The sequence below is a fragment of the Oryzibacter oryziterrae genome (assembly GCF_021864535.1).
In the GTDB taxonomy this organism is placed as follows: Bacteria; Pseudomonadota; Alphaproteobacteria; order Rhizobiales; family Pleomorphomonadaceae; genus Pleomorphomonas; species Pleomorphomonas oryziterrae.
Map to the genome: position 1 here is coordinate 1 of NZ_JAKJIC010000023.1, position 19,347 is coordinate 19,347.

Genomic DNA, 19,347 nt, shown 5'->3' on the forward strand with positions numbered 1-19,347 from the left:
GGAGGGGGATCACCCGGCCTGCACAAGCGGATCGAACCTATGGGCGAGGATCTGAAACACGCATCCGCGCGGAAGGCCGGGGAAACCGTCCCGGCCGAGCGTCAGCGATCCCTTGCACCGCGCCAGGGGGCAGCGCCCCCAAGCAACCCGCCCGGCACGAGCGAAAGCGAGCGCCGGGAAGGATGACCGGATCAGGATGTACAAAGCCGTAGAACCTGAAAGCCGAGCATCCTGATCGCCGTCTTTCCTCATGAACACGACGAAGCGCCCCGCCCGACGGCGGGGCGCGGTTGCGATCGTCAGTCGGTGACGATCCTGCCGGATTGGCGGGCGCGCTGAGTGTACCAGCTCAGGGGATGCTTAGCCCTGAAGTGGAGGTCACGCTCGACCGGAAGCCGAAGCCGTCCGCGAACCGTGCGGATTTCGGCAAGGCTGACATAGCCGAGCTCGGGTTCGCCAAGGCCGAGATCGCAGAGGCCGAACAGACGGTCGGGGTCTTCGGGATCGGCTTCGGTGAGAAGCCAGGTGGCGCCGGCGTCCGGTGTGAAGAACTTGACGACGGGACGCGGATCGATGTCCTCGCCGGCGGCGCTACGGGCGCCATTGGCGAGAAGACGGGCATAGAGTTCGTCGGTGATGAGCGCTGCGGCCATGTTGGCCTCCCTTCGATGTCACCCTCCGATCGAGGGCGAGGAGGCGTTCGGCCGGCGCAATCGAGCGGCGCGGTCAGACCCTACACGGTCTGGTGCGGGCCGGGCTTGACCGCGTCGCGGCGGCGGCCAGCGTTACCGAAGCTTGTCGAGAGGGGAAGATCGAAGGCCACAGGCAGCGGACACTCGAAGAAACGACAAACCCGGACCTCCGGTAGCGAGAGTCGTGGATTCGCCCGCGCTCACCTTCCGTTTCTTTCGCGATGGCCGCCGATTTCCGCATGCCCACATCTGGGATCTTCAATACGCAGGCAGTACGCGTCACCTTGGCCGTAGTCATTCCACGGCGATCGAGGGCGATCGACATGAAACGCGAACATACGATTTCTCAAGAAGACCGGACCTTGGCCTCCGACACTGCGCAGCCATCCGCCGTCGAGCTCGTCGAGAGCAGCCCCAGGCGGTTTCATCCGCCCGCCGATCTGTTCAAGCGTGTGATCCGCCGCCCGGAGCTTCGCAAGATTGTGCCGCTCGCCGACACGACGATCTACGAGATGGAACAGCGCGGCGAGTTCCCAAAGCGCTTCTTTCTGACGCCACGCTGCGTAGTGTGGGATTTGGCCGAGGTCGAGATCTGGCTCGACGAACGGCGCCACGCATCGGAGACAGACTCGTTGCGCAAAGCACCGGCGCCGGATGTTCGTCAACGCCGCACCCGACCGGTCAAGCCCCAAATTTAGCTTGGATGAACGGAACTACATTTTCCTGCCGGTCATTCGAAAGGAGTGGTCAGCCAGATCGACGTTCAGCTGGCGCCAGAATGGGCCTTGGTCGGCACTTTGATAGCGGACGTTTGGCTTTGCGCCCCATATTGGTCGTTTGAACACATCGCCGGCTATCCCGAAAGCTGCCGTTCGACTGGACAGCCGAATTGTGGATTCTATCCGCCTTTGTCGGCTTAGCGACTCCACTTCCCGGAACGGTTTGGTCCAGGCCTTGTTCAGTTGGGCTTTTCGGCACTGATGGTTTCGACCTTGGCTGAGGGGTTCCTAACGGGGCGCTTCTACAATACACTCCGAGCGCAAGTCGCGTGAGCGACAACTAATTCCCGGGGCGGTATAGATTCGGCCGGTGCAAACAAGAATGACCGAACCTATCTGTCGATAATGCTATACTACGTCAAGGGAGGGCGAGAACCGCCTAAATTGCCCGTGAAATATCTCTCGCGGCCGACGCTCCGACTGCATACCCTCGGCGATGCCGGCGTCCATCCGGAAATATCCACGCGCGGCGTGACACGTCGCCGGTCGGCGTCTTAGCGGTAACCTCCCATGCTCCAGTTCGACGGTCGTTGGCGATATGACAGTCCAGGTCCGATAGAACCCGGCGTCGAGGATGCTTTTCTTGCCCTCGTCAATCGGATTGCCGGCCAAGCATCGCGGAAATCCGTGCTCGAGCATTTCAAATCACGGTTCGCTGCTGCGGCCAACATCCAATACTGGCCGAGTAGCAACGAGCGGTTCGCGGCCGAGGATCTCGCTACCGCCATGTCCGAAGCAGCGATGAACGCGCCTTTATTCATCGAAGCGTTCTGGCTCGGCTGTGAGGAACTCCGGCTCCGTCATCCCGAAATGGTGTTACCCGACGCGGGCCGGATCAATCGCATCCTAACCGACACAAACGCTGGCTATCAGCTCGATCCGCCCATGCTGATTGCCACCCGTGTGCATATCCCCATCTCGGTTCCGACCCCGCCCCCATCACTGGATGTGCAGGCTCGTTCGATCATCGAGCAGGCGCTGCAGGTCTCAGAACGTGCCCTGGCCGAGGGGAGCGGCCGACAGGCCGTCCAGGAAGTCTTGTGGCTCCTAGAAACCATCTCCACTGCATTTCGCAGTCCTGAGGTGTTGGACGGCACCATTCAGGGACGCTACTTCAACAAAATCATCGGTGAGTTGCGCTTGCGCGGTCGCGGGCATCAGGAACAAATCCTGCAATGGATGATGACATTGCATGGATACCTGTCCTCCCCCACCGGCGGCGGCGTGCGCCATGGCGTCGACCTCAAGGAAGGCCTCGCCCTCGGAATTGAAGAGGCGCGTCTCTACTGCAATCTCATCCGGAGCTACCTAACATTTCTCATGGCGGAACATGAGCGGCTGACTAGGTGCACCGCATGACCGTCTATATGACGAAGACGTGGGGATTTGGATCGCCATCCGGGCCACTTCAATTCAGCCAGCGCGGGTGGCGGGACCGGGCCCGAGGCCTCCTCCGGCCAGACGACCTCGTGGTGATCGTCGGCACGATGGGTGATGAAACCCATGACGACGAGCGGGGCATGATCCTCGGTCTCATGGAGCCGACCACGACGATCGTCAGTTCGCTCGATTACGACCTCGCCCGTGGTCCACGCGATTTCGATGATGCTGGCAACTACCGCTGGCCATTCGGGCTGGAGCTCCTGCGTGCCTGGCGGTTCCTCGAGCCACGGACCTCCTTGTCTGCGATCTCGTCACGGCGCTTCAGCATGGATTCCGCCCAGGGAATCGTACCGCTGCTCGCAGATGAGGCCGAGGCTATCCTGCTCTTGCCCAGAGAGCCAGTCGCGCTGCTCCGGCCCGCTCGGACCGAGGCGCGGATCGCTGGACTAGAGGCAGCTCGCAGGCGAGGCGCACCGCCACCAACGACCACGCGCACCGGCATCATGCATATGCGGAGGGCACCAGCCTTCACCTACGCCATGATGATCGAAGGCGCTTCACCCCCTTCGTTCAAGATTGGCTGGGCGTTTGACTGGAGGCAGCGGGAGCGCGATTTCAACCAGGTAGCCATGCCCGAGCTCGGTGGCGTTCGATATCGCACGATCCTTCACGAACTGTGGGATACTGCCATGGATGCTTTTCGCATGGAGCAGGCGCTCCTCCGCCATTTCGACGCTCTCCGGCATGCGCGCAATCAGGAGGTGGTATCCGCGGTCGCGGCGGACAAGATCCAGAAGTCGTGGATCGACTACCTTTCGAACCACAGAAGGCGGAGCACTCGGGGAGGAAAAGGCACATGAAGAATCCATCCCCCATGGTCAGCAAGAGCACCAGGTTTCCCTTCCAGGTTGCTGTTTCCTGTTGGGTTGACCTGCTCGGCTATGGCGAGATGATTTCCGCCTCCGGGTTCAATCCACTGCACGCCGAAGCGCGCGATGCCCTCGCTCGCATCAGGACTTTTCATCGTATCGTCGCCGAGCACAGCGCGAGATACTTTCCTACATTGGTGATGAATGATGGGGCGGTCGCCTATCGTGATCTCTCCCTGCGAGCGCGCTCACCTACTCACGATTTTCTCGTGCGGGCGTGGAAGATGTTCGAGGCGGTCCGGAACGAGGACATGAAGAGTGGCCATCCAGGACCGCGGATGGTCTTGGCCTGCGGGTTTCGCATGCTGGGACGGCGTGCCGGCCTGGACGCGTCTCGCGACCACTTCAAATCAATCGTCGATCGGTTGCAGAGGGGCGATATCGGCGCCGAGCAAGCGGTACGCGAGGCGGCATCGATGCGGCCGCGCTTTGATATCGTCCCTCAACTGCAAGCGAACTTCGCCTTCACAAAAGCCTATGTCGCCGAGCAAACCGGGACGAAGGGCAAGCTTCCTGGTCCCGCATTCTACGTGGACATGGCGATATTCGGCGACGACCGTCCGCAATGGATTGATCTCGGCCCTGACATTGACTGGGCACACCCCAAGCTGAACTTGCACGCGGTGTTCGCCGAGGTCCGTGGCATGCAGGATGGGCGACATCCGAGCGGTGGCCCGACCGATATTCGCGATGGCCTTGCCGTTGCGCAGACGCTCGCCAATGACCCAGATGTCCTTTTGGCGCTACGCGCTGCGGAAAAACGGTAAAGATCGCCTGTGGGCGGCCCGCTCCCCATCCACAGCTGGACTAAACAGATCTGCATCCGTTAACCCCATGTGATCGCCGCTTTCGTGGCCCAACGCGCCGCAGCAGTGCTTGAGCCGGGATGCGCTTCCGCTTGGACAGAATGCATTCCGTAGCGTCATAGCGCGTGATCCGCCGGCCCTGACAGGGTATTCGAGAGTCGTAGTGTTCCGGAGAGGCGACAACCGTGCCGCATTACGTTTTCGAATCCGATGATGGTGGCAACATCGTCCGAATCCTAAAGGACGACCAGCCGCACGACCAATCGGTGCATCTGGAGCAGCTATACTCGATCGTTACAATCTACTTCCGGCTCGCATCCGAGCATCTCGCGCGGATGGCGTCGCTCCAGGAGTGTAACGCCAGGCGGTGTGCCGGTCTGCAGTCGTTCCTGATGGGCCTCACGGGACTAGAGGCGTTCACTAATACATTCTTCCAACTACGCGCGCAGGAGCTAGGGAGCGAGGAGATGATCGCACGAATCGCGAAGACCCACGGTTCGCTCTCGCGGAAGATATCCGACCTAGTCGCGATGACGCCGGACGGCCCGCTCGTCGATCAGGAAGCGCTTGTCAAGAGGATCTTCGAGCTCTCCCAATTGCGACACGAGATCATGCATCCCCGCTGGACCCCGTCAGCGCTGACCATCGCCGGACAGGTACCGGTCAACATTATGGGTCTAGTCGAGAACCGCCAGGCGATGTTCGAGGACGAGACGCTGTGCCGGGAGGCCCTTCTCTGGTGCCTGCTAGCCGTCGCGCGGATAGGTGAGGCTCGTGGCCACCAGGAACTGAGCGGTTTCATGTTTCACTGGACCGGGAACTATGGCCTGACCCTGGGTATGATCACTTCACAACTCGGCATTCCCTAATGGGCCTATCGCCCCACCTACCGTCGCCCTGAAAAACCAAAACGCTTATGTCCGCTTTATCCATCGGCGATCCAAAAGCTGCCAATCCGCAAACTGGCCTCTTCCCGGACGTACCAGTCTAGCTGAGGAAATGCCAAAAAAGTCCGGCGCTTCGAGCTTTGCCCGATTCTCAATTGCCTCCCATAAACACCATCGACGGTGGCAACAGCGTCGGCACTCGCTTCACTCCGTTCACCCAGGCATCGACCATGTCGGCCCATTCCTGGAGCATATGCCGGCGCTGCAGTTCGTATTCGGCCTTGTTGTAGACGCCGCGTGACGAGCGCCCGTCCTCGTGGGCGAGGCATTTCTCGATCCAGTCGCTGTTGAAGCCCATCTCGTTCAAGAGCGTTGAGCCCGTCCGGCGCAGATCGTGGACCGTGAACGGCTCCAGCGGCAGTCCCTCCTTCTTCGCTCGCCCTGCGACGGCTGTGGTCACACGATTGAAGGTGGCGCGCGACATGGGGGCGTCGGCGTCGTAGCGGGACGGCAGCAGGTAGCGCGAGTTGCCGGCGCAGGTCTTGAGCGCAATCAGGATGTCGAGCGATTGTTGCGACAGGTAGACGTTGTGCGCCTTCGACCGCTTCATGCGCTCCTTCGGAATGGTCCAGACGGCGTTCTCGAAATCGACTTCGTCCCAGATGGCGTCCTGCAGTTCACTCTTGCGCACCATGGTGAGCAGGATCAGACGCAAGCCAAGACGGATCGTCGGCAGGGTCGGCACGTGCTCGATCTGCTGCAGCATGATCTTGAGCTCGGCCGGCGACAGCGCCCGGTCCTTCGGTTGGAAGGTGGCGATCGAGGCCGGCCCGACCTCGTCAGCCGGGTTCGGCACCTTCTCCCCATGCAGGATGGCGAAGGCGAAGATCTGTTTGACGATGTCGCGGGCGTGGATGGCGGTCGCGGGGGCGCCGCGCTCCTTCACCTTGGCGCAGAGTTGGCGCAGATCATCCGGCGTCACCTCGGTCAGAAGGCGGTTCTTCCAGGCTGGGAGAATGTCGCGATCGAGGATGGCCTTGCGCATCGAGCGGGTGCTTTCCGCCATGCGCGCTTCCTTGATCCATAAGGCGCTCACCGCACCGAAGCTGCGCTCCATGGCCTTGCGTCGCTTGTCGCGCTGTTTCTCGTGGGCCGGAGAAAGTCCCTCCGCCACCAGCTTGCGGGCAGTGATGCAGCGCTCGCGAGCCTCGGCGAGCGTGAGGCCATCGGCGCCATAGCGGCCGATCGTCAGCGTCTCCCGGCGACCGTTCAGACGGTAGTCGTATCGGAAGGTGATTTGGCCTGTCGTGGCGACGGAAACGTACATACCGTCACGGTCGGCTACCTTGTATAATTTATCCTTTGGTTTCAGCCTCTTGATGGCCATGTCTGTAAGCATTTGGACGGCCTCGTTGACGATCGAAAACGCCTTTTCGAGCCTCAATTTTACCGTCAAATCCGATACCGTCAATCAACGCGAATAATCGTTATAAAACAGCATTTTAACTTGCATTTCCGTGGGCTGCTTCCGTTTTCGGCCTGACGGTAGGGCAGAAATCCGGCCGACGGCGAAAAACGCATACCGTCGTGCGCACCGTCAGAGCCCATCGCTTCAAGGCGATAGGCTCTGATAGTGATCGATTGACTTTTTGTTTGATTTCAGCTAGTTATGACGATGTGGCGATAGTTCGCGAAACGCCGCGAACCACATCATTTCATTCCCACTCGATGGTTCCCGGCGGCTTCGACGTCACGTCGTAGACCACGCGGTTGACGCCCTTTACCTCGTTGATGATGCGCGTGGCCGCGCGGCCGAGGAAGTTCATGTCGAAGGGGAAGAAGTCGGCGGTCATGCCGTCCACCGACGTGACGGCACGCAGGGCCAGCACGCGGTCATAGGTGCGGCCGTCGCCCATCACACCAACGGTCTGGACGGGGAGCAGCACCGAGAAGGCCTGCCAGATCTGATCATAGAGGCCCGCCTTGCGGATCTCGTCGAGATAGATGGCGTCGGCCTTGCGCAGGATGTCGAGCTTCTCGCGGGTCACGCAGCCCGGCAGACGGATGGCAAGGCCGGGGCCGGGGAAGGGATGGCGACCGATGAAGCTGTCGGGCAGGCCGAGTTCGCGACCGAGCGCGCGCACTTCGTCCTTGAAGAGTTCGCGCAGGGGCTCCACCAGCTTCATGTTCATGCGATCAGGCAGACCGCCCACATTGTGATGGCTCTTGATGGTGACCGACGGGCCACCCGAGAAGCTGACGCTCTCGATCACGTCCGGGTAGAGCGTACCCTGGGCGAGGAAGGTCGGCGCGCCCTTGCCATCGGCGGCAATCTTCTTGGCTTCGGCCTCGAACACCTCGATGAACAGACGACCGATGGTCTTGCGCTTCTTTTCCGGATCGGCTTCGCCCTCGAGCTGACTGATGAAAAGATCAGACGCATCAACGTGAACCAGCGGAATGTTGAAGTGATCGCGGAACATCCCGACCACCTGCTCGCTCTCGCCCTGGCGCATCAGGCCATGATCCACATAGACACAGGTGAGCTGGTCGCCGATCGCCTCGTGGATCAACACGGCTGCTACCGAAGAGTCGACGCCGCCCGACAGGGCGCAGAGAACGCGCTCCTTGCCGACCTGCTCGCGGATCTTGGCGATCATTTCCTGGCGGTAGGCCGCCATGGTCCAGTCGGACTTGAGGCCGACGATCTTGTGCACGAAATTGGCAATCAGCTTGCCGCCGTCGGGCGTGTGCACCACTTCCGGGTGGAACATGGTGGTGTAATAGCGCTTCTGTTCGTTGACGCAGATGGCGAAGGGCGCATTTTCGGAAACGCCAATCACCTCGAAGCCTTCGGGCGCCTGCGTGACGCGATCGCCATGGCTCATCCACACCGGATAGCGCTGGCCGACTTCCCAGATGCCCTCGAACAGTGGCGAGGCCTTCAGGATCTCTACGTCGGCGCGACCGAACTCGGCGGCATGGCCACCTTCCACCGTTCCGCCAAGCTGCACCGACAGCGTCTGCTGGCCGTAGCAGATGGCGAGGATGGGCACGCCGCTGTCAAATGCCGCCTGCGGGGCACGGGGGCTGCCCTCGCGCGTGACCGAGTCCGGACCGCCGGAGAAGATGATGCCCTTGGGCTGCAGCTTCTCGAAGGCCACCGCCGCCGACTGGTAGGGGTGGATCTCGCAGTAGACACCTGTCTCGCGGACGCGACGGGCAATGAGCTGCGTGACCTGACTGCCGAAATCGATGATCAGGAGGCTATCGTGGGCGGGCTTTGTCATGGGGACTCTCTTTCCGGAGTGGGCCAGAAGGATCAAGCGGTTCCGTTAAGGCAGGTAAGGCCCGAGGACAAGGGGGCAGGGCGCATTTGTTGGCCAAGACAGCTTCGAAACCAACGTTTTTCCTGTGTCGGAGCTCTGTACAGCATGGCAACCAAAAGAAAATGGCCGGGTTGCCCCGGCCATCTCCTCGACAATAGTCGTTCTACGATCAATCGTAGAGAACGGCGGCGATCTTCGGATCGTCGATGTTGGTCTTGTCGTACCAGTAGAAGCCGGTGTCGATGATCTTCGGCAGCTTCTCGCCCTTCAGCGCGCCAACGGCGGCCTTGACGGTCTCGTAGCCGATGCCAACCGGGTTCTGCGTGATGGCGCCAGCTTCGACACCATTGCGGATGGCTTCCTTCTGCACCTTGCCGGAGTCGTAGCCGATGATCGTCACGCCCTTGACGCCGAGTTCGGTCACGGCGTTGATCGTGCCGATGATCGAGCCTTCGTTGGTCGCGAAGATGCCCTTGATGTCCGGATTGGCGGTCAGGATCGCCTTGGCGACTTCCGTCGACTTCAGCTGGTCGCCGTCGCCGTACTGAACGGTCACGACTTCGATGTTCGGGTGCTTTTCCTTGATGCGGTTCAGGAAGCCGTCGCGACGGTCAACACCGGTGCGCGAGGTCTGGTCGTGGGCAACCACGGCGACCTTGCCGGCATCACCGATCAGCTCGGCCATCTTGTCGGCGGCGAGGCCGGCAGCGGCGACGTTGTCGGTCGTCGCGGTGGCGAGCGGGATGTCGCTGTCGACGCCGGAGTCGAAGGCGATCACGGGGATCTTGGCGTCGGCGGCCTGCTGCAGCAGCGGGATGGCGGCCTGGCTGTCCAGAGCGGCGAAGCCGATGGCGGCCGGCTTGTTGGCGAGAGCGGCAGCGAGCATGTCGATCTGCTTGTCGACCATGGTCTCGTTGTCAGGGCCTTCGAACGTGATCTTGACGTTGAAGTCCTTGGCAGCCTGCTCGGCGCCGGCCTTGACGGCCTGCCAGAACTGGTGCTGGAAGCCCTTGGAGATCAGCGGAATATAGAGCTGATCTTCAGCATGAGCGAGCGGAGCAAGGGCAACCATGGCCGTGGCGGCAACAGCACCCAGCAGCGTACGACGTGACAACATTCTATTCCTCCATTCATGTTGTACGAGAACTTGTAACTCTTCCCATTCCTCTTGGACGTCCGGTCCTCCCGGGATCAGACTTCCTTCTTGCGAACCATGTCCGCATACACGGCCATGATGATGATGGCGCCGGTCACGACGGTCTGCCATTCCTGCGCAACCGAAAGGACGCGCAATCCGTTGGTCAGAACCGCCATGATGAGAGCGCCAATCAGGGTGCCGATGATGGTACCCCGGCCTCCCGAAAGCGACGTGCCGCCGATAACCACAGCAGCGATAGCCTCGAGTTCGTAGCCCTGGCCGAGAGCCGGCTGGGCGGAGTTCAGACGAGATGCGATGAGGATGCCGGCGATGCCGCAAATGGCGCCCGACACCGTATAGATCGCGACCTTCCAGCTTCCCGTGTTCACACCGGACAGACGCACGGCTTCTTCGTTGGAGCCGAGCGCGAAGGTATAGCGACCGAGCACCGTACGACCAAGAACATAGGAAGCGGCACCGGCGACGATGAACAGGATCAACACACCATTCGGGATCGGCAGGAAGGGCAGGATATTACCGATCAGCGAACCGCGCGAGATCTGGTCAAACCCGGGGGTGCCGTTGAAATAGATGGGCTTGGTACCGGAGATGACCAGCGACAGACCCTTGAGGATCAGCATCATGCCGAGTGTGGCGATGAAGGGCGGGATCTTCATGCGGGCAATGAACGATCCCGAGCAGAAGCCGCAAAGCGCACCGGTGGCGATGGCACCGAGCACGCCGAGCGGCAGCGGCATGCCGCCATAGGTCAGGATCACGCCGGCGATCACAGCCGTGAAGGTCATCATGGTACCCACCGACAGGTCGATGCCGCCGGTGATGATCACGATCGTGGCCGCGACGGCGAGCACGCCGTTCACCGAAGTCGCCTGCAGAATGGCGATCATGTTCGACATCTGCATGAAGTTCGGCGAAGCCACCGAGAAGACCACCAACAGGACGATCAAGCTGGCGAAGGCGAGCAGTCGCTGGTGAGCCCCGGACGCCGCAAGACGGCTCATGAGGCTCGGTTGGGACGAAGCTTGGGTCGCGGCGTTCACGAGTGTGCTCCCGATACATGCATTGCAGATTCACGCTGCGTAGCGAGTTTCATGATTTCTTCCTGAGTTGTGCTGGCGCCGCCAGGCAGAATGCCGGTGAGGCGTCCTTCGCACATGACGGCGATGCGATGGCTCAGCCGCATGACCTCGGGAAGTTCGGACGAGATGAGGATGACCGCGTGACCGAGTGCGGTCAGATCCTCGAGAAGCTTGTAGATTTCAGACTTGGCACCCACGTCGATGCCGCGGGTCGGCTCGTCGAAGATCAGCACATCGCAGTTGCGCAGCAGCCATTTGGCGATGACCACCTTCTGCTGATTGCCACCCGACAGCAGGCGCACGGTCTGTACGTCCGAGGGCGTGCGAATGCCGAGCTGGCTGATGTAATCCTTGGCAACCGTCTCCATGGCCGGCTCGTTCAGCACACCGAACTTGCTGGTGAACTTCTTGAGCGTTGCCATGGCCACGTTTGCGCGGACAGTCATGCCTGTCGCCAGGCCGTATTGCTTGCGGTCTTCCGACAGATAGCCGATGCCCGCCTCCACCGCGTCCTTTGGGGATCGGATGTTGCGAACCTTGCCGAAGACGCGGATCTCGCCCGCTTCGATCGGATCCGCCCCGAAGATGGCGCGTGCCACTTCCGTGCGTCCTGCCCCCATCAAGCCGGCAAAGCCGAGGATCTCGCCCTTGCGGACCGAGAAGCTCACGTCGCGGATTTCGCGACCGCGCTTGAGGCCGGTGACCTCCAGAGCCACTTCATTGGCCGAAGTGTCGGGAACGTCGAGCGGCTTTTCGTTCACTTCGCGGCCGACCATCATGGCGATGATGCGGCTGACAGGCGTTTCGGCGGCCGGCACGGTGTCCACATACTCACCGTCGCGCATCACGGTGACGCGGTCGGCAATGCGCTTCAGCTCATCCATCTTGTGACTGATGTAGATGATGCCGACGCCGTCCGCCTTCAGCTGCCGGATGATCGTGAAGAGTTCGGCGATCTCGGTGTCGTTCAAGGCGGCGGTCGGCTCATCCATGATGAGGATGCGTGAATGGAAGGATAGCGCCTTGGCGATCTCCACCATCTGCTGCTTGGCGATCGTCAGCGTACCGACGACCGTCTTCGGATCGAGCGAAAGGTTCATCGATGCAAAGATCTCGGCAGCCTGCTTGTTGAGCTGCTTTTCGTCAATGCGACCTAACTTGAGCCGAGGCTCGCGACCGATGAAGATGTTCTGGGCAGCGGTCAGGTGGTTCATCAGCATCAGTTCCTGATGGATGATGCCGATACCCAGAGCCTGAGCGGAACGCGGTCCGTCGAGCTTCACCGATTTGCCGAAGATTTTGACCTCGCCGCCATCGGGGTGATAGATGCCCGACAGAACCTTCATCAAGGTCGACTTGCCGGCGCCATTTTCCCCCATGAGGGCGTGCACTTCGCCAGCGCGCAGATCGAAACTCACGTTCTTCAAGGCGTGGATGCCCGGAAAACGCTTATCGATTCCGATCATTTCAACGATTTGGTTCATGCCGCAGCCCTCCCAAGCCGCTGCTCATATGCTTGTCTTCTCAACTCGACAGCCAGATTGGCGTGCCGGCGCTTTCAAGTCCCACAAGAACGTCAGTGCCAGCGGCGAAAACAGTTCAGGCCAATTGCCTCCGCAAGCGCGTCAGCGCCTGCCTGAACTTGCCGATGTCTCCTCGGCGGAGAAGTCTCCGCTTTCCTCCAAAACCGCGGTTTCCGCGGCCTCTCCCATTATTGAATTCAAGATGAATTATTTCCTGGGAGAGTCAATACGAGCCAGTGCTAACACCTCTACGATTTTGTACTGCCACGCGAAACTTGGGTAGGCGAGTAGTTCGACAGATCCTAGGTAACCGCTCAATTTACACAAACGCAAGAGTAAAATTTTCAAAACGGATCAGTACTTATCACGTTTAATCACGTATGGGTCGAATAATGAGAAAATATGAGAAGAAATGGGAATTTTTGCGAGATCTAGGTTTCTTGTGAGGCTGGACACTTTTGCCGTGCCGATCAGTACTGAAGCGACTGCTGGGTGGTGCAGCGGGAACTGAATTGCCGGGTGAGCGAGGGTCAATCCGACACTGCGAGCGACCGCTTCCATGCCGGACACCTTCCACATCACTTCCGGACTTGCCGGCTCGTAATTGAAGTGCGCGCCGGGTACGGCGCCAGTTGCCAGGATGCCGGAGTTGAACACGCCGCCGATCACCAGCGAAGTCTGTTGCTCCTCGCAGAGAGGCAGCAGTTCCGCCTCTGCCGAGCGGTCGAGCAGCGAGTAGCGCCCTGCCAGCAGGATGCAGTCAATCGGTGCACGCTTCATGACGTCCACGCAGACTTGCACTTCGTTGACGCCGAGACCGTAGGCACTGATGGTGCCCTCCGACTTCAACTGTTCCAGCGCCTTGAGGCCACTGTCCATCAGCGCCTTGAAGTGGACGGCATTGCCTTCCACGCCATGGGTAAAGGTGCCGATGTCATGCACATAGACGATGTCGATGCGGTTGAGGCCGAGGCGATTGTAGCTCGCCTCCACCGAACGCATGATGCCATCGTAGGAATAGTCGTGGGTGACGCCAAAGGGCAGGGGATCGACGAAGGAGTGATCCGGCACCTTGTCATGCGGAACGGGGTTCAGGATGCGACCGACCTTGGTGGAGATGACCCAGGCATCGGGCTCCTGTTGACGCAGGAAGTCGCCCAGCCGTCGTTCCGCCAGCCCAAAGCCGTAGAAGGGAGCCGTATCGAAAAAGCGGATGCCGTGGTCCCAGGCGGAGTCCATCACCGACATGGCATCTTCATACGAGCAGGCCTCATAGAGGCCGCCGATGGATGCACAGCCGAAGCTGTACTCGCTGACCGCCAGATCCGTCTTGCCGATCTTGCGCTTGATCACAGTCCCGTCCCTCCCAGGTCACACGCTCCGGCATCCGTCCATCGCCGGTCATCTACTGTCTGCTCGTCCACCCGATGTCAGTCGGTCCCTTTCCTCAGAGGACCGCCCCCAGGTGCCACGGCACAAACTCATTGTCGCCGTAGCCGAATTCTTCGCTCTTGCTCTTCTTGCCCGACGCCGTGGCGATGATCAGTTCGAAGATCGTGCGCCCCATTTCCTCGATGGTCGCGCCGCCGGTGGCAATCACGCCGCAGTCCAGATCCATGTCCTCAGGCATCGACGCATAAAGCGCCGAGTTGCTGGTCAGTTTCAGCGACGGCACCGGTCGGCAGCCGAAGCAGGAACCGCGTCCGGTGGTGAAAGCGATCACATTGGCGCCACCGGCGACCTGACCGGTCGCCGACACAGGGTCATAGCCGGGGGTATCCATGAACACGAAGCCGCGCTCGGTCACTCGCTCAGAGTAGCCGTAGACCGCGTTCAGCGGCGTCTGGCCGCCTTTGGCCGCAGCGCCAAGCGACTTCTCGAGGATCGTCGTCAGGCCGCCGCGCTTGTTGCCCGGCGAGGGGTTGTTATCGAGCGAGGCGCCATGCATCGCCGTATAGCTTTCCCACCACTTGATCAGATCGTCGAGACGCGCGGCCACGTCCGGCGACTTGGCCCGGCTCATCAGCAGATGCTCGGCGCCATAGATTTCCGAGGTCTCCGACAGGATGCCCGTCGCGCCGACACCGGCGAGCAGGTCGACTGCGGCGCCCAGCGCCGGGTTGGCCGTGATGCCCGAGAAGCCGTCGGAACCACCGCATTGCAGGCCCACCATGATTTCACTGATGGAGATCGGCTCGCGCTTGGCCTTGCCAACTTCTGTCGCGATCTCAGCCAGCACGCCGAGGGCGCGCTCAACCGCCTTGCGGGAGCCGCCAGCGTCCTGAATGTTGAAGTGCCGCTTGGTATCGGAAGCGCCCGACTGACCGTAGAGGGTAAGCTGATTCACTTCGCAGCCAAGGCCCACCATCAGTACGCCGCCGAAGTTGGCATGCCTGGCGTAGCCGGCGATCGTGCGGTGCAGATACTTCATGCCGTCGCCGGTCGAGCTCATGCCGCAGCCCTGGTCGTGCACGATCGGCACGAAGCCGTCGATGCCCGGGAACTTCGGCAGCAGTTCGCGATTGGCCGCATCGGCAATCGCCCGGCATACCGTCGTCGAGCAGTTCACAGAGGCGATGACACCGACATAATTGCGCGTCGCGGCACGACCGTCGGCTCGGCGATAGCCGTCGAACGTACGACCGATGTCGCTAGCTGCCGGGAGCAGGGGGCGCATGGTGGCTTCGGCGGACAGGCGGCCGTTTTCGAACACCAGATTATGCGAGTGGACGTGTTCACCGGCGGCGATGGCGACGCTGGCCGCGCCGATCACCTGGCCGTATTTCACCACGGGATCGTCCTTGGCAATGTTGACCAGCGCGACCTTGTGCCCGGGGTCCACAACCCCGACAGCCACGGCGCCACCGGGCAGCTCGTAGCCGGGCTCGATCTTGCTGACGGCAACCGCCACATTGTCGTTTGGCGAAAGCCGGATCACCCGCCGCTCACTCATCTTTGCCTTCCATCCCCGTGGACTTACCGTCCGCATTCCTCCTGTCTTTTATCGACAATAGACAAATGCCCGTCAATGGGTTTATTTTGCATTTCGGTGCAAAAAGTGATGATGAGGGTGTCCGCGCCTCGCCTCCCTGCTAGACCAGGGCGCGGGAATGGCGGCAATTATCTCGTGGAGTCAACTGGATGGCCAGGCAGAGCAATGTGTTCAAGCAAGCCTACAACCGGGCGCTCGCGCTGGCCGTCCCGGGGGAACACCTTGCGTCGGAACCAGAACTCTGCCAGCACCTCGGCGTGAGCCGAACCACGGTGCGCGCCGTCTTGTCGCGAATGGCCGACGTCGGGATCATTTCCTGGGACAAGCGGACCAAGGAAGTTCTTCGGGCACCGACGCCGGATGACCAGTTCCCGGATGACGAGACGGAAGACCTCTCCGACGTCATCGAACAGGCCTTCATGCGCCGGATCGTTCAGCAGGACGCGCAGCCGGGCATGCAGATCAACGAGTTGGAACTGGCGCGAGAAGTCGGTACCGGCACGACCAGCGTTCGCGAATTTCTGATCCGCTTCAGCCGCTTTGGCCTGATCGAGAAGCGCCGAAACAGTCACTGGGTGCTGCGCGGCTTCACCCGTCAGTTTGCGCTCGAGGTCATGGATGTGCGCGAAATGTTCGAGCTGCGCTCCGCCGCCGCCTTCGCCAACCTGCCGAAGGATGATCCGGCCTGGCAGAAACTGGCGCAGTTCGAGGCCGAACACCGATCCATGCTGGCCGACGAAAGAGGCCATCCGGAGCGCTTCTCTGCACTCGACGAGAACTTCCACCTGCTGATCCAGGCCGCCGCCGGAAATCGCTTCATCCGCGACTTCTACGACGTGATCGCCGTGATCTTCCACTACCACTATCGCTGGAACAAGACCGAGACCGACAGCCGCAATCGGCGCGCACTCGAAGAGCATCTCGCCTATATCGAGGCGCTAAAGAGCCACGACCTCAAGCGTGTCGCCGAGGCTTGCCAGACTCATATGAATTCGGCCCGGCAGACCTTGCTGCAGTCAATTTCCTTCGAGGATTGATCGACGGCTCCGAGGCCCGCGACCTTATTGCGTGCAGGCCGTCACCGGCAGGGCCTCGAACTGGCCGATATCGCCCTTGAGGACGAAATCACCATAGTCGAGCTTCATCTTGGTGGAGACGCCATTCTCCCACAGATCGAAGGAAATCGAGTAGTCGGGCGTCAGGTCGCCGGTTTCTGTGGAGTTGAAATAGGAGACGGTCACCGGCCAGCGGCGCATGTTGCCGATGGGGGCTTCATTCGGGTCGGGCGGCGTCTTGCGCTCGTCGCCTATGATGGTGGACGTCTTGTAGACATGGGTGCCGCCGTCCGAGCCGTCATAGACTTCGAGGTTGAGCACCTTCTCGCCCTTTTCCGCGGCATCGATGATCTTGAGGAGATGCGCCGTCGGGAAGGTGGCTTCCTTGACGATCTTCAGATCCTGCTTTTCCGGCAGGTTGAGCGACACTGCCACCGTGTCGTCCTGCCGCTCGGCCGAGCCTTTGACGTCTTCGGTCAGTACTTGATTCGTGTAAGTCTGCGACAGGAACTGGAAATCCTTGTCGTCGGTGCTCTCGTGATTGGAGGTGCGCAGATCCGTGATGGTCGAACCATTGGAGGCGTCTTGCGTCTCGATGACGAAGCGGAAGTTGACCGTATAGCCTTCGCAAGTCGACCCGGTGAACTCGTAGACCATGCGGCCCTTCATGTTCACGGCGCCATCGGCAATCTGCTTGTCGGTGTCGAGGGCAAGGTCATAGACCGCGCGGTGCGGTGCCAGCGTGATGGCATAGGCCTGCTGGCCAGCCGCGGCTGTCAGAAGCATGGATATGGCAGCAGCTCTGACTATCGAAGACATGAAGCGAACATCCTCCCGGCGGCACACCATTGCCCAAGCTTCGTTAACGGACAATTGCGGCGAAATAACCGCCTATCACGTTGCCGGCGCTCGCGAAAGCAATCCTTGGACGCTTTGCGTCAGACAGCAGGGACAAAGGCGACCACATTATTGCACAAGGTGCCGGGATGGGTCACAAGTGGAGCCGATTTTCTTGGGTTCAGGAGTTCCCGAATGCACGGTACCGTCGAAGACAAGCTCGCCAACCTCGGTCTGTCCCTGCCGGAGGCTAACGCTCCCGTCGCAAATTATGTGCCGACCGTAATGACCGGCAACCTGCTCTTCGTCTCCGGGCAGATCTCCAAGCTGGCAAGCGGCGAACAGGTGTTGGGCAAGCTCGGCGCCGATCTCGACGTGGCCGCCGGCCAGAAGGCCGCCGAACTCTGCGCCCTCAACATCCTGGCGCAGGCCAAGGCCGCCCTCGGCGATTTCGCCCGCATCCAGCGCGTGGTGCGTCTCAACGCCTTCATCAACTCGACGCTAGAGTTTGTCGATCACCCCATGGTGGTCAACGGCGCCTCCAACCTGTTCGGCAACGTGCTGGGCGACAAGGGCAAGCACACGCGCACCTCGGTTGGCGTGGCCGGACTGCCTTTGGGTGTCGCCGTGGAAATCGATGCGATCATTGAAGTGGCCTGAACGAGATGAGTGACCTTGCCTGGTTGACTGCCCGCCCCATTGCCCACCGGGGCTTCCACGATATCGCCGCCGGGCGCGTCGAAAACACCATGAGCGCCTTTGCACTTGCGACCGAACGACGATTCAACTTCGAGCTGGATGTTCACCTGTCGGCTGACGGGCATGTGGTGGTGCACCATGATCATGAGCTCGGGCGGCTCAACCACGGCCAGGGCAATGTGGCCGAAATGACGTTGAAGCAGCTGCAGGCGGTGCCGTTCAAGAACACGACGGACCGCATCTGCCCGCTGCAAGACGTTCTGGACATGGTTGCCGGGCGAACCGGCATCGTCATTGAAATCAAGAGCAACTTCGCAGAGCGGGAAACCGAGATCGTCCGCAAGGTGGCGACGGCGCTCCACGACTACAAGGGGCCGGTGGTCGTGAAGTCCTTTGACACCCGGATGATCGAGGATCTGGCCGAGATTGCGCCTTCGATCCCTCGTGGCATTGTCGCCGACGACGCGGCCAATCCCGCCGATTATCACGGCTTCAGCCATCTGGATCAGGCGAGCCTGGCTGGCCTGAGCGGGATCCATCACAGCAAGCTGCAGTTTGTCAGCTATTGGGTGAAACTGCTTCCCAACGAGATCAGTCGCCGGGTGCGTGAGGACTGGAAGCTGCCGCTGATCAGCTGGACTGTCCGGACCCCGGAAGATCGGGCCCGCGTGGCGGAACACGCGGACCAGATGATTTTCGAAGGCTTCGACCCCGAAGCCTGACGGACACGACGATCAGGCGAGGGCGACGCGGAGCTTGGCGGCATTGGCCGCAAGGATCGCGCCGTCCGCCATGCCGCCCTCATGCGGCCGCATGGGCACGCCCTCGTAGCGCGGCACCACATGGAAATGCAGATGGAACACCGTCTGCCCCGCCGGCGCTTCGTTGAACTGCATGATGACGGCACCATCGGCCTCGAAGGCTTTCACCGCCGCCTTGGCGATCTTCTGGACGACGGGCATAAGGTCGGTGAGTTGCTCGACGCTGGCGTCGAGCAGATTGCGTGCCGGCGTCTTGGGGACAACAAGGCAATGCCCGTTTGATTGCGGCATCACATCCATGAACGCCAGGATCTTGTCGTCCTCGTAGACCTTGTGACTCGGAATCTCGCCGCGCAGGATCTTGGCGAAGATGTTGTTGGGATCATAGGCGGCGGTCATGGCGCGACTCCAGACGAAAGGAACTGCGCGCAAACTGC

The 19,347-nt window shown here is 61.0% G+C and carries 18 protein-coding genes; 8 read left to right on the plus strand and 10 right to left on the minus strand.

From position 1 onward, the window contains the following. Positions 1 to 299: 299 nt before the first annotated feature. The gene (locus L2I41_RS18630; RefSeq protein WP_237155088.1) at positions 300 to 653 is read right to left on the minus strand and encodes a DUF2958 domain-containing protein; all 354 of its coding nucleotides are present in this window, start codon (positions 651 to 653) and stop codon (positions 300 to 302) included. A gap of 362 nt (positions 654 to 1,015) precedes the next feature. On the opposite strand from L2I41_RS18630, the gene L2I41_RS18635 reads away from it, so the two are divergent. The 5 genes from L2I41_RS18635 (at position 1,016) to L2I41_RS18655 (ending at position 5,458) form a co-directional block, all read left to right on the plus strand. Beyond that, a complete protein-coding gene (locus tag L2I41_RS18635; RefSeq protein ID WP_444875210.1) occupies positions 1,016 to 1,390 on the plus strand; it encodes a helix-turn-helix transcriptional regulator in 375 nt (124 codons plus the stop codon). A 591-nt stretch (positions 1,391 to 1,981) separates the two neighbouring features. Next, positions 1,982 to 2,830 (plus strand): hypothetical protein, encoded by an 849-nt coding sequence (locus L2I41_RS18640; protein ID WP_237155089.1) that lies wholly within the window; start codon positions 1,982 to 1,984, stop codon positions 2,828 to 2,830. Positions 2,831 to 2,940: 110 nt separating this feature from the next. After that, a complete protein-coding gene (locus tag L2I41_RS18645) occupies positions 2,941 to 3,714 on the plus strand; it encodes a hypothetical protein (RefSeq protein ID WP_237155090.1) in 774 nt (257 codons plus the stop codon). Continuing rightward, on the plus strand, positions 3,711 to 4,550 hold the full coding sequence (locus L2I41_RS18650) for a hypothetical protein (RefSeq protein WP_237155091.1): 840 nt from the start codon (positions 3,711 to 3,713) through the stop codon (positions 4,548 to 4,550). Before L2I41_RS18645 ends, L2I41_RS18650 begins: the two co-directional genes overlap by 4 nt. A gap of 224 nt (positions 4,551 to 4,774) precedes the next feature. Then, a complete protein-coding gene (locus tag L2I41_RS18655) occupies positions 4,775 to 5,458 on the plus strand; it encodes a hypothetical protein (RefSeq protein WP_237155092.1) in 684 nt (227 codons plus the stop codon). A 169-nt stretch (positions 5,459 to 5,627) separates the two neighbouring features. Here the strand turns inward: L2I41_RS18655 and L2I41_RS18660 are convergent, their stop codons facing one another. The 7 genes from L2I41_RS18660 to L2I41_RS18690 all read right to left on the minus strand — a co-directional run bounded on the left by L2I41_RS18660 (position 5,628) and on the right by L2I41_RS18690 (position 15,519). Beyond that, positions 5,628 to 6,875, minus strand: coding sequence for a tyrosine-type recombinase/integrase (locus L2I41_RS18660; RefSeq protein WP_237155093.1), 1,248 nt, complete (start codon positions 6,873 to 6,875; stop codon positions 5,628 to 5,630). 316 nt (positions 6,876 to 7,191) lie between these two features. Continuing rightward, complete coding sequence (gene guaA, locus L2I41_RS18665) at positions 7,192 to 8,766, minus strand: glutamine-hydrolyzing GMP synthase (protein ID WP_237155094.1); 1,575 nt, start codon at positions 8,764 to 8,766, stop codon at positions 7,192 to 7,194. 208 nt (positions 8,767 to 8,974) lie between these two features. Beyond that, positions 8,975 to 9,922, minus strand: a complete 948-nt coding sequence (locus tag L2I41_RS18670) for an ABC transporter substrate-binding protein (protein WP_237155095.1) — start codon at positions 9,920 to 9,922, stop codon at positions 8,975 to 8,977. 74 nt (positions 9,923 to 9,996) lie between these two features. Next, complete coding sequence (locus L2I41_RS18675) at positions 9,997 to 10,965, minus strand: ABC transporter permease (protein WP_237155137.1); 969 nt, start codon at positions 10,963 to 10,965, stop codon at positions 9,997 to 9,999. Between the two features lie 35 nt (positions 10,966 to 11,000). Then, positions 11,001 to 12,527: a sugar ABC transporter ATP-binding protein gene (locus tag L2I41_RS18680; protein ID WP_237155096.1), complete on the minus strand. Its 1,527-nt coding sequence runs from the start codon at positions 12,525 to 12,527 to the stop codon at positions 11,001 to 11,003. Between the two features lie 393 nt (positions 12,528 to 12,920). After that, entirely contained in the window at positions 12,921 to 13,919 is a 999-nt protein-coding gene (locus tag L2I41_RS18685) for an aldo/keto reductase (protein WP_237155097.1), read from the minus strand. 94 nt (positions 13,920 to 14,013) lie between these two features. Continuing rightward, positions 14,014 to 15,519 (minus strand): UxaA family hydrolase, encoded by a 1,506-nt coding sequence (locus L2I41_RS18690; protein ID WP_237155098.1) that lies wholly within the window; start codon positions 15,517 to 15,519, stop codon positions 14,014 to 14,016. A gap of 188 nt (positions 15,520 to 15,707) precedes the next feature. Here L2I41_RS18690 and L2I41_RS18695 point away from each other — a divergent pair, with 188 nt between their 5' ends. After that, positions 15,708 to 16,595, plus strand: a complete 888-nt coding sequence (locus tag L2I41_RS18695; protein ID WP_237155099.1) for a GntR family transcriptional regulator — start codon at positions 15,708 to 15,710, stop codon at positions 16,593 to 16,595. 24 nt (positions 16,596 to 16,619) lie between these two features. On the opposite strand, the gene L2I41_RS18700 is transcribed toward L2I41_RS18695, so the two are convergent. Then, positions 16,620 to 17,432, minus strand: coding sequence for a cell envelope integrity EipB family protein (locus L2I41_RS18700; protein WP_237155100.1), 813 nt, complete (start codon positions 17,430 to 17,432; stop codon positions 16,620 to 16,622). Positions 17,433 to 17,645: 213 nt separating this feature from the next. Here L2I41_RS18700 and L2I41_RS18705 point away from each other — a divergent pair, with 213 nt between their 5' ends. Together L2I41_RS18705 and L2I41_RS18710 are read left to right on the plus strand one after the other, a co-directional pair. Beyond that, positions 17,646 to 18,110 (plus strand): RidA family protein, encoded by a 465-nt coding sequence (locus L2I41_RS18705; RefSeq protein WP_237155101.1) that lies wholly within the window; start codon positions 17,646 to 17,648, stop codon positions 18,108 to 18,110. Positions 18,111 to 18,115: 5 nt separating this feature from the next. Then, a complete protein-coding gene (locus tag L2I41_RS18710) occupies positions 18,116 to 18,871 on the plus strand; it encodes a glycerophosphodiester phosphodiesterase family protein (RefSeq protein ID WP_237155102.1) in 756 nt (251 codons plus the stop codon). 12 nt (positions 18,872 to 18,883) lie between these two features. Here L2I41_RS18710 and L2I41_RS18715 read toward each other — a convergent pair whose 3' ends face one another. Next, positions 18,884 to 19,309 (minus strand): HIT family protein, encoded by a 426-nt coding sequence (locus L2I41_RS18715; protein WP_237155103.1) that lies wholly within the window; start codon positions 19,307 to 19,309, stop codon positions 18,884 to 18,886. Positions 19,310 to 19,347 lie beyond the last annotated feature (38 nt).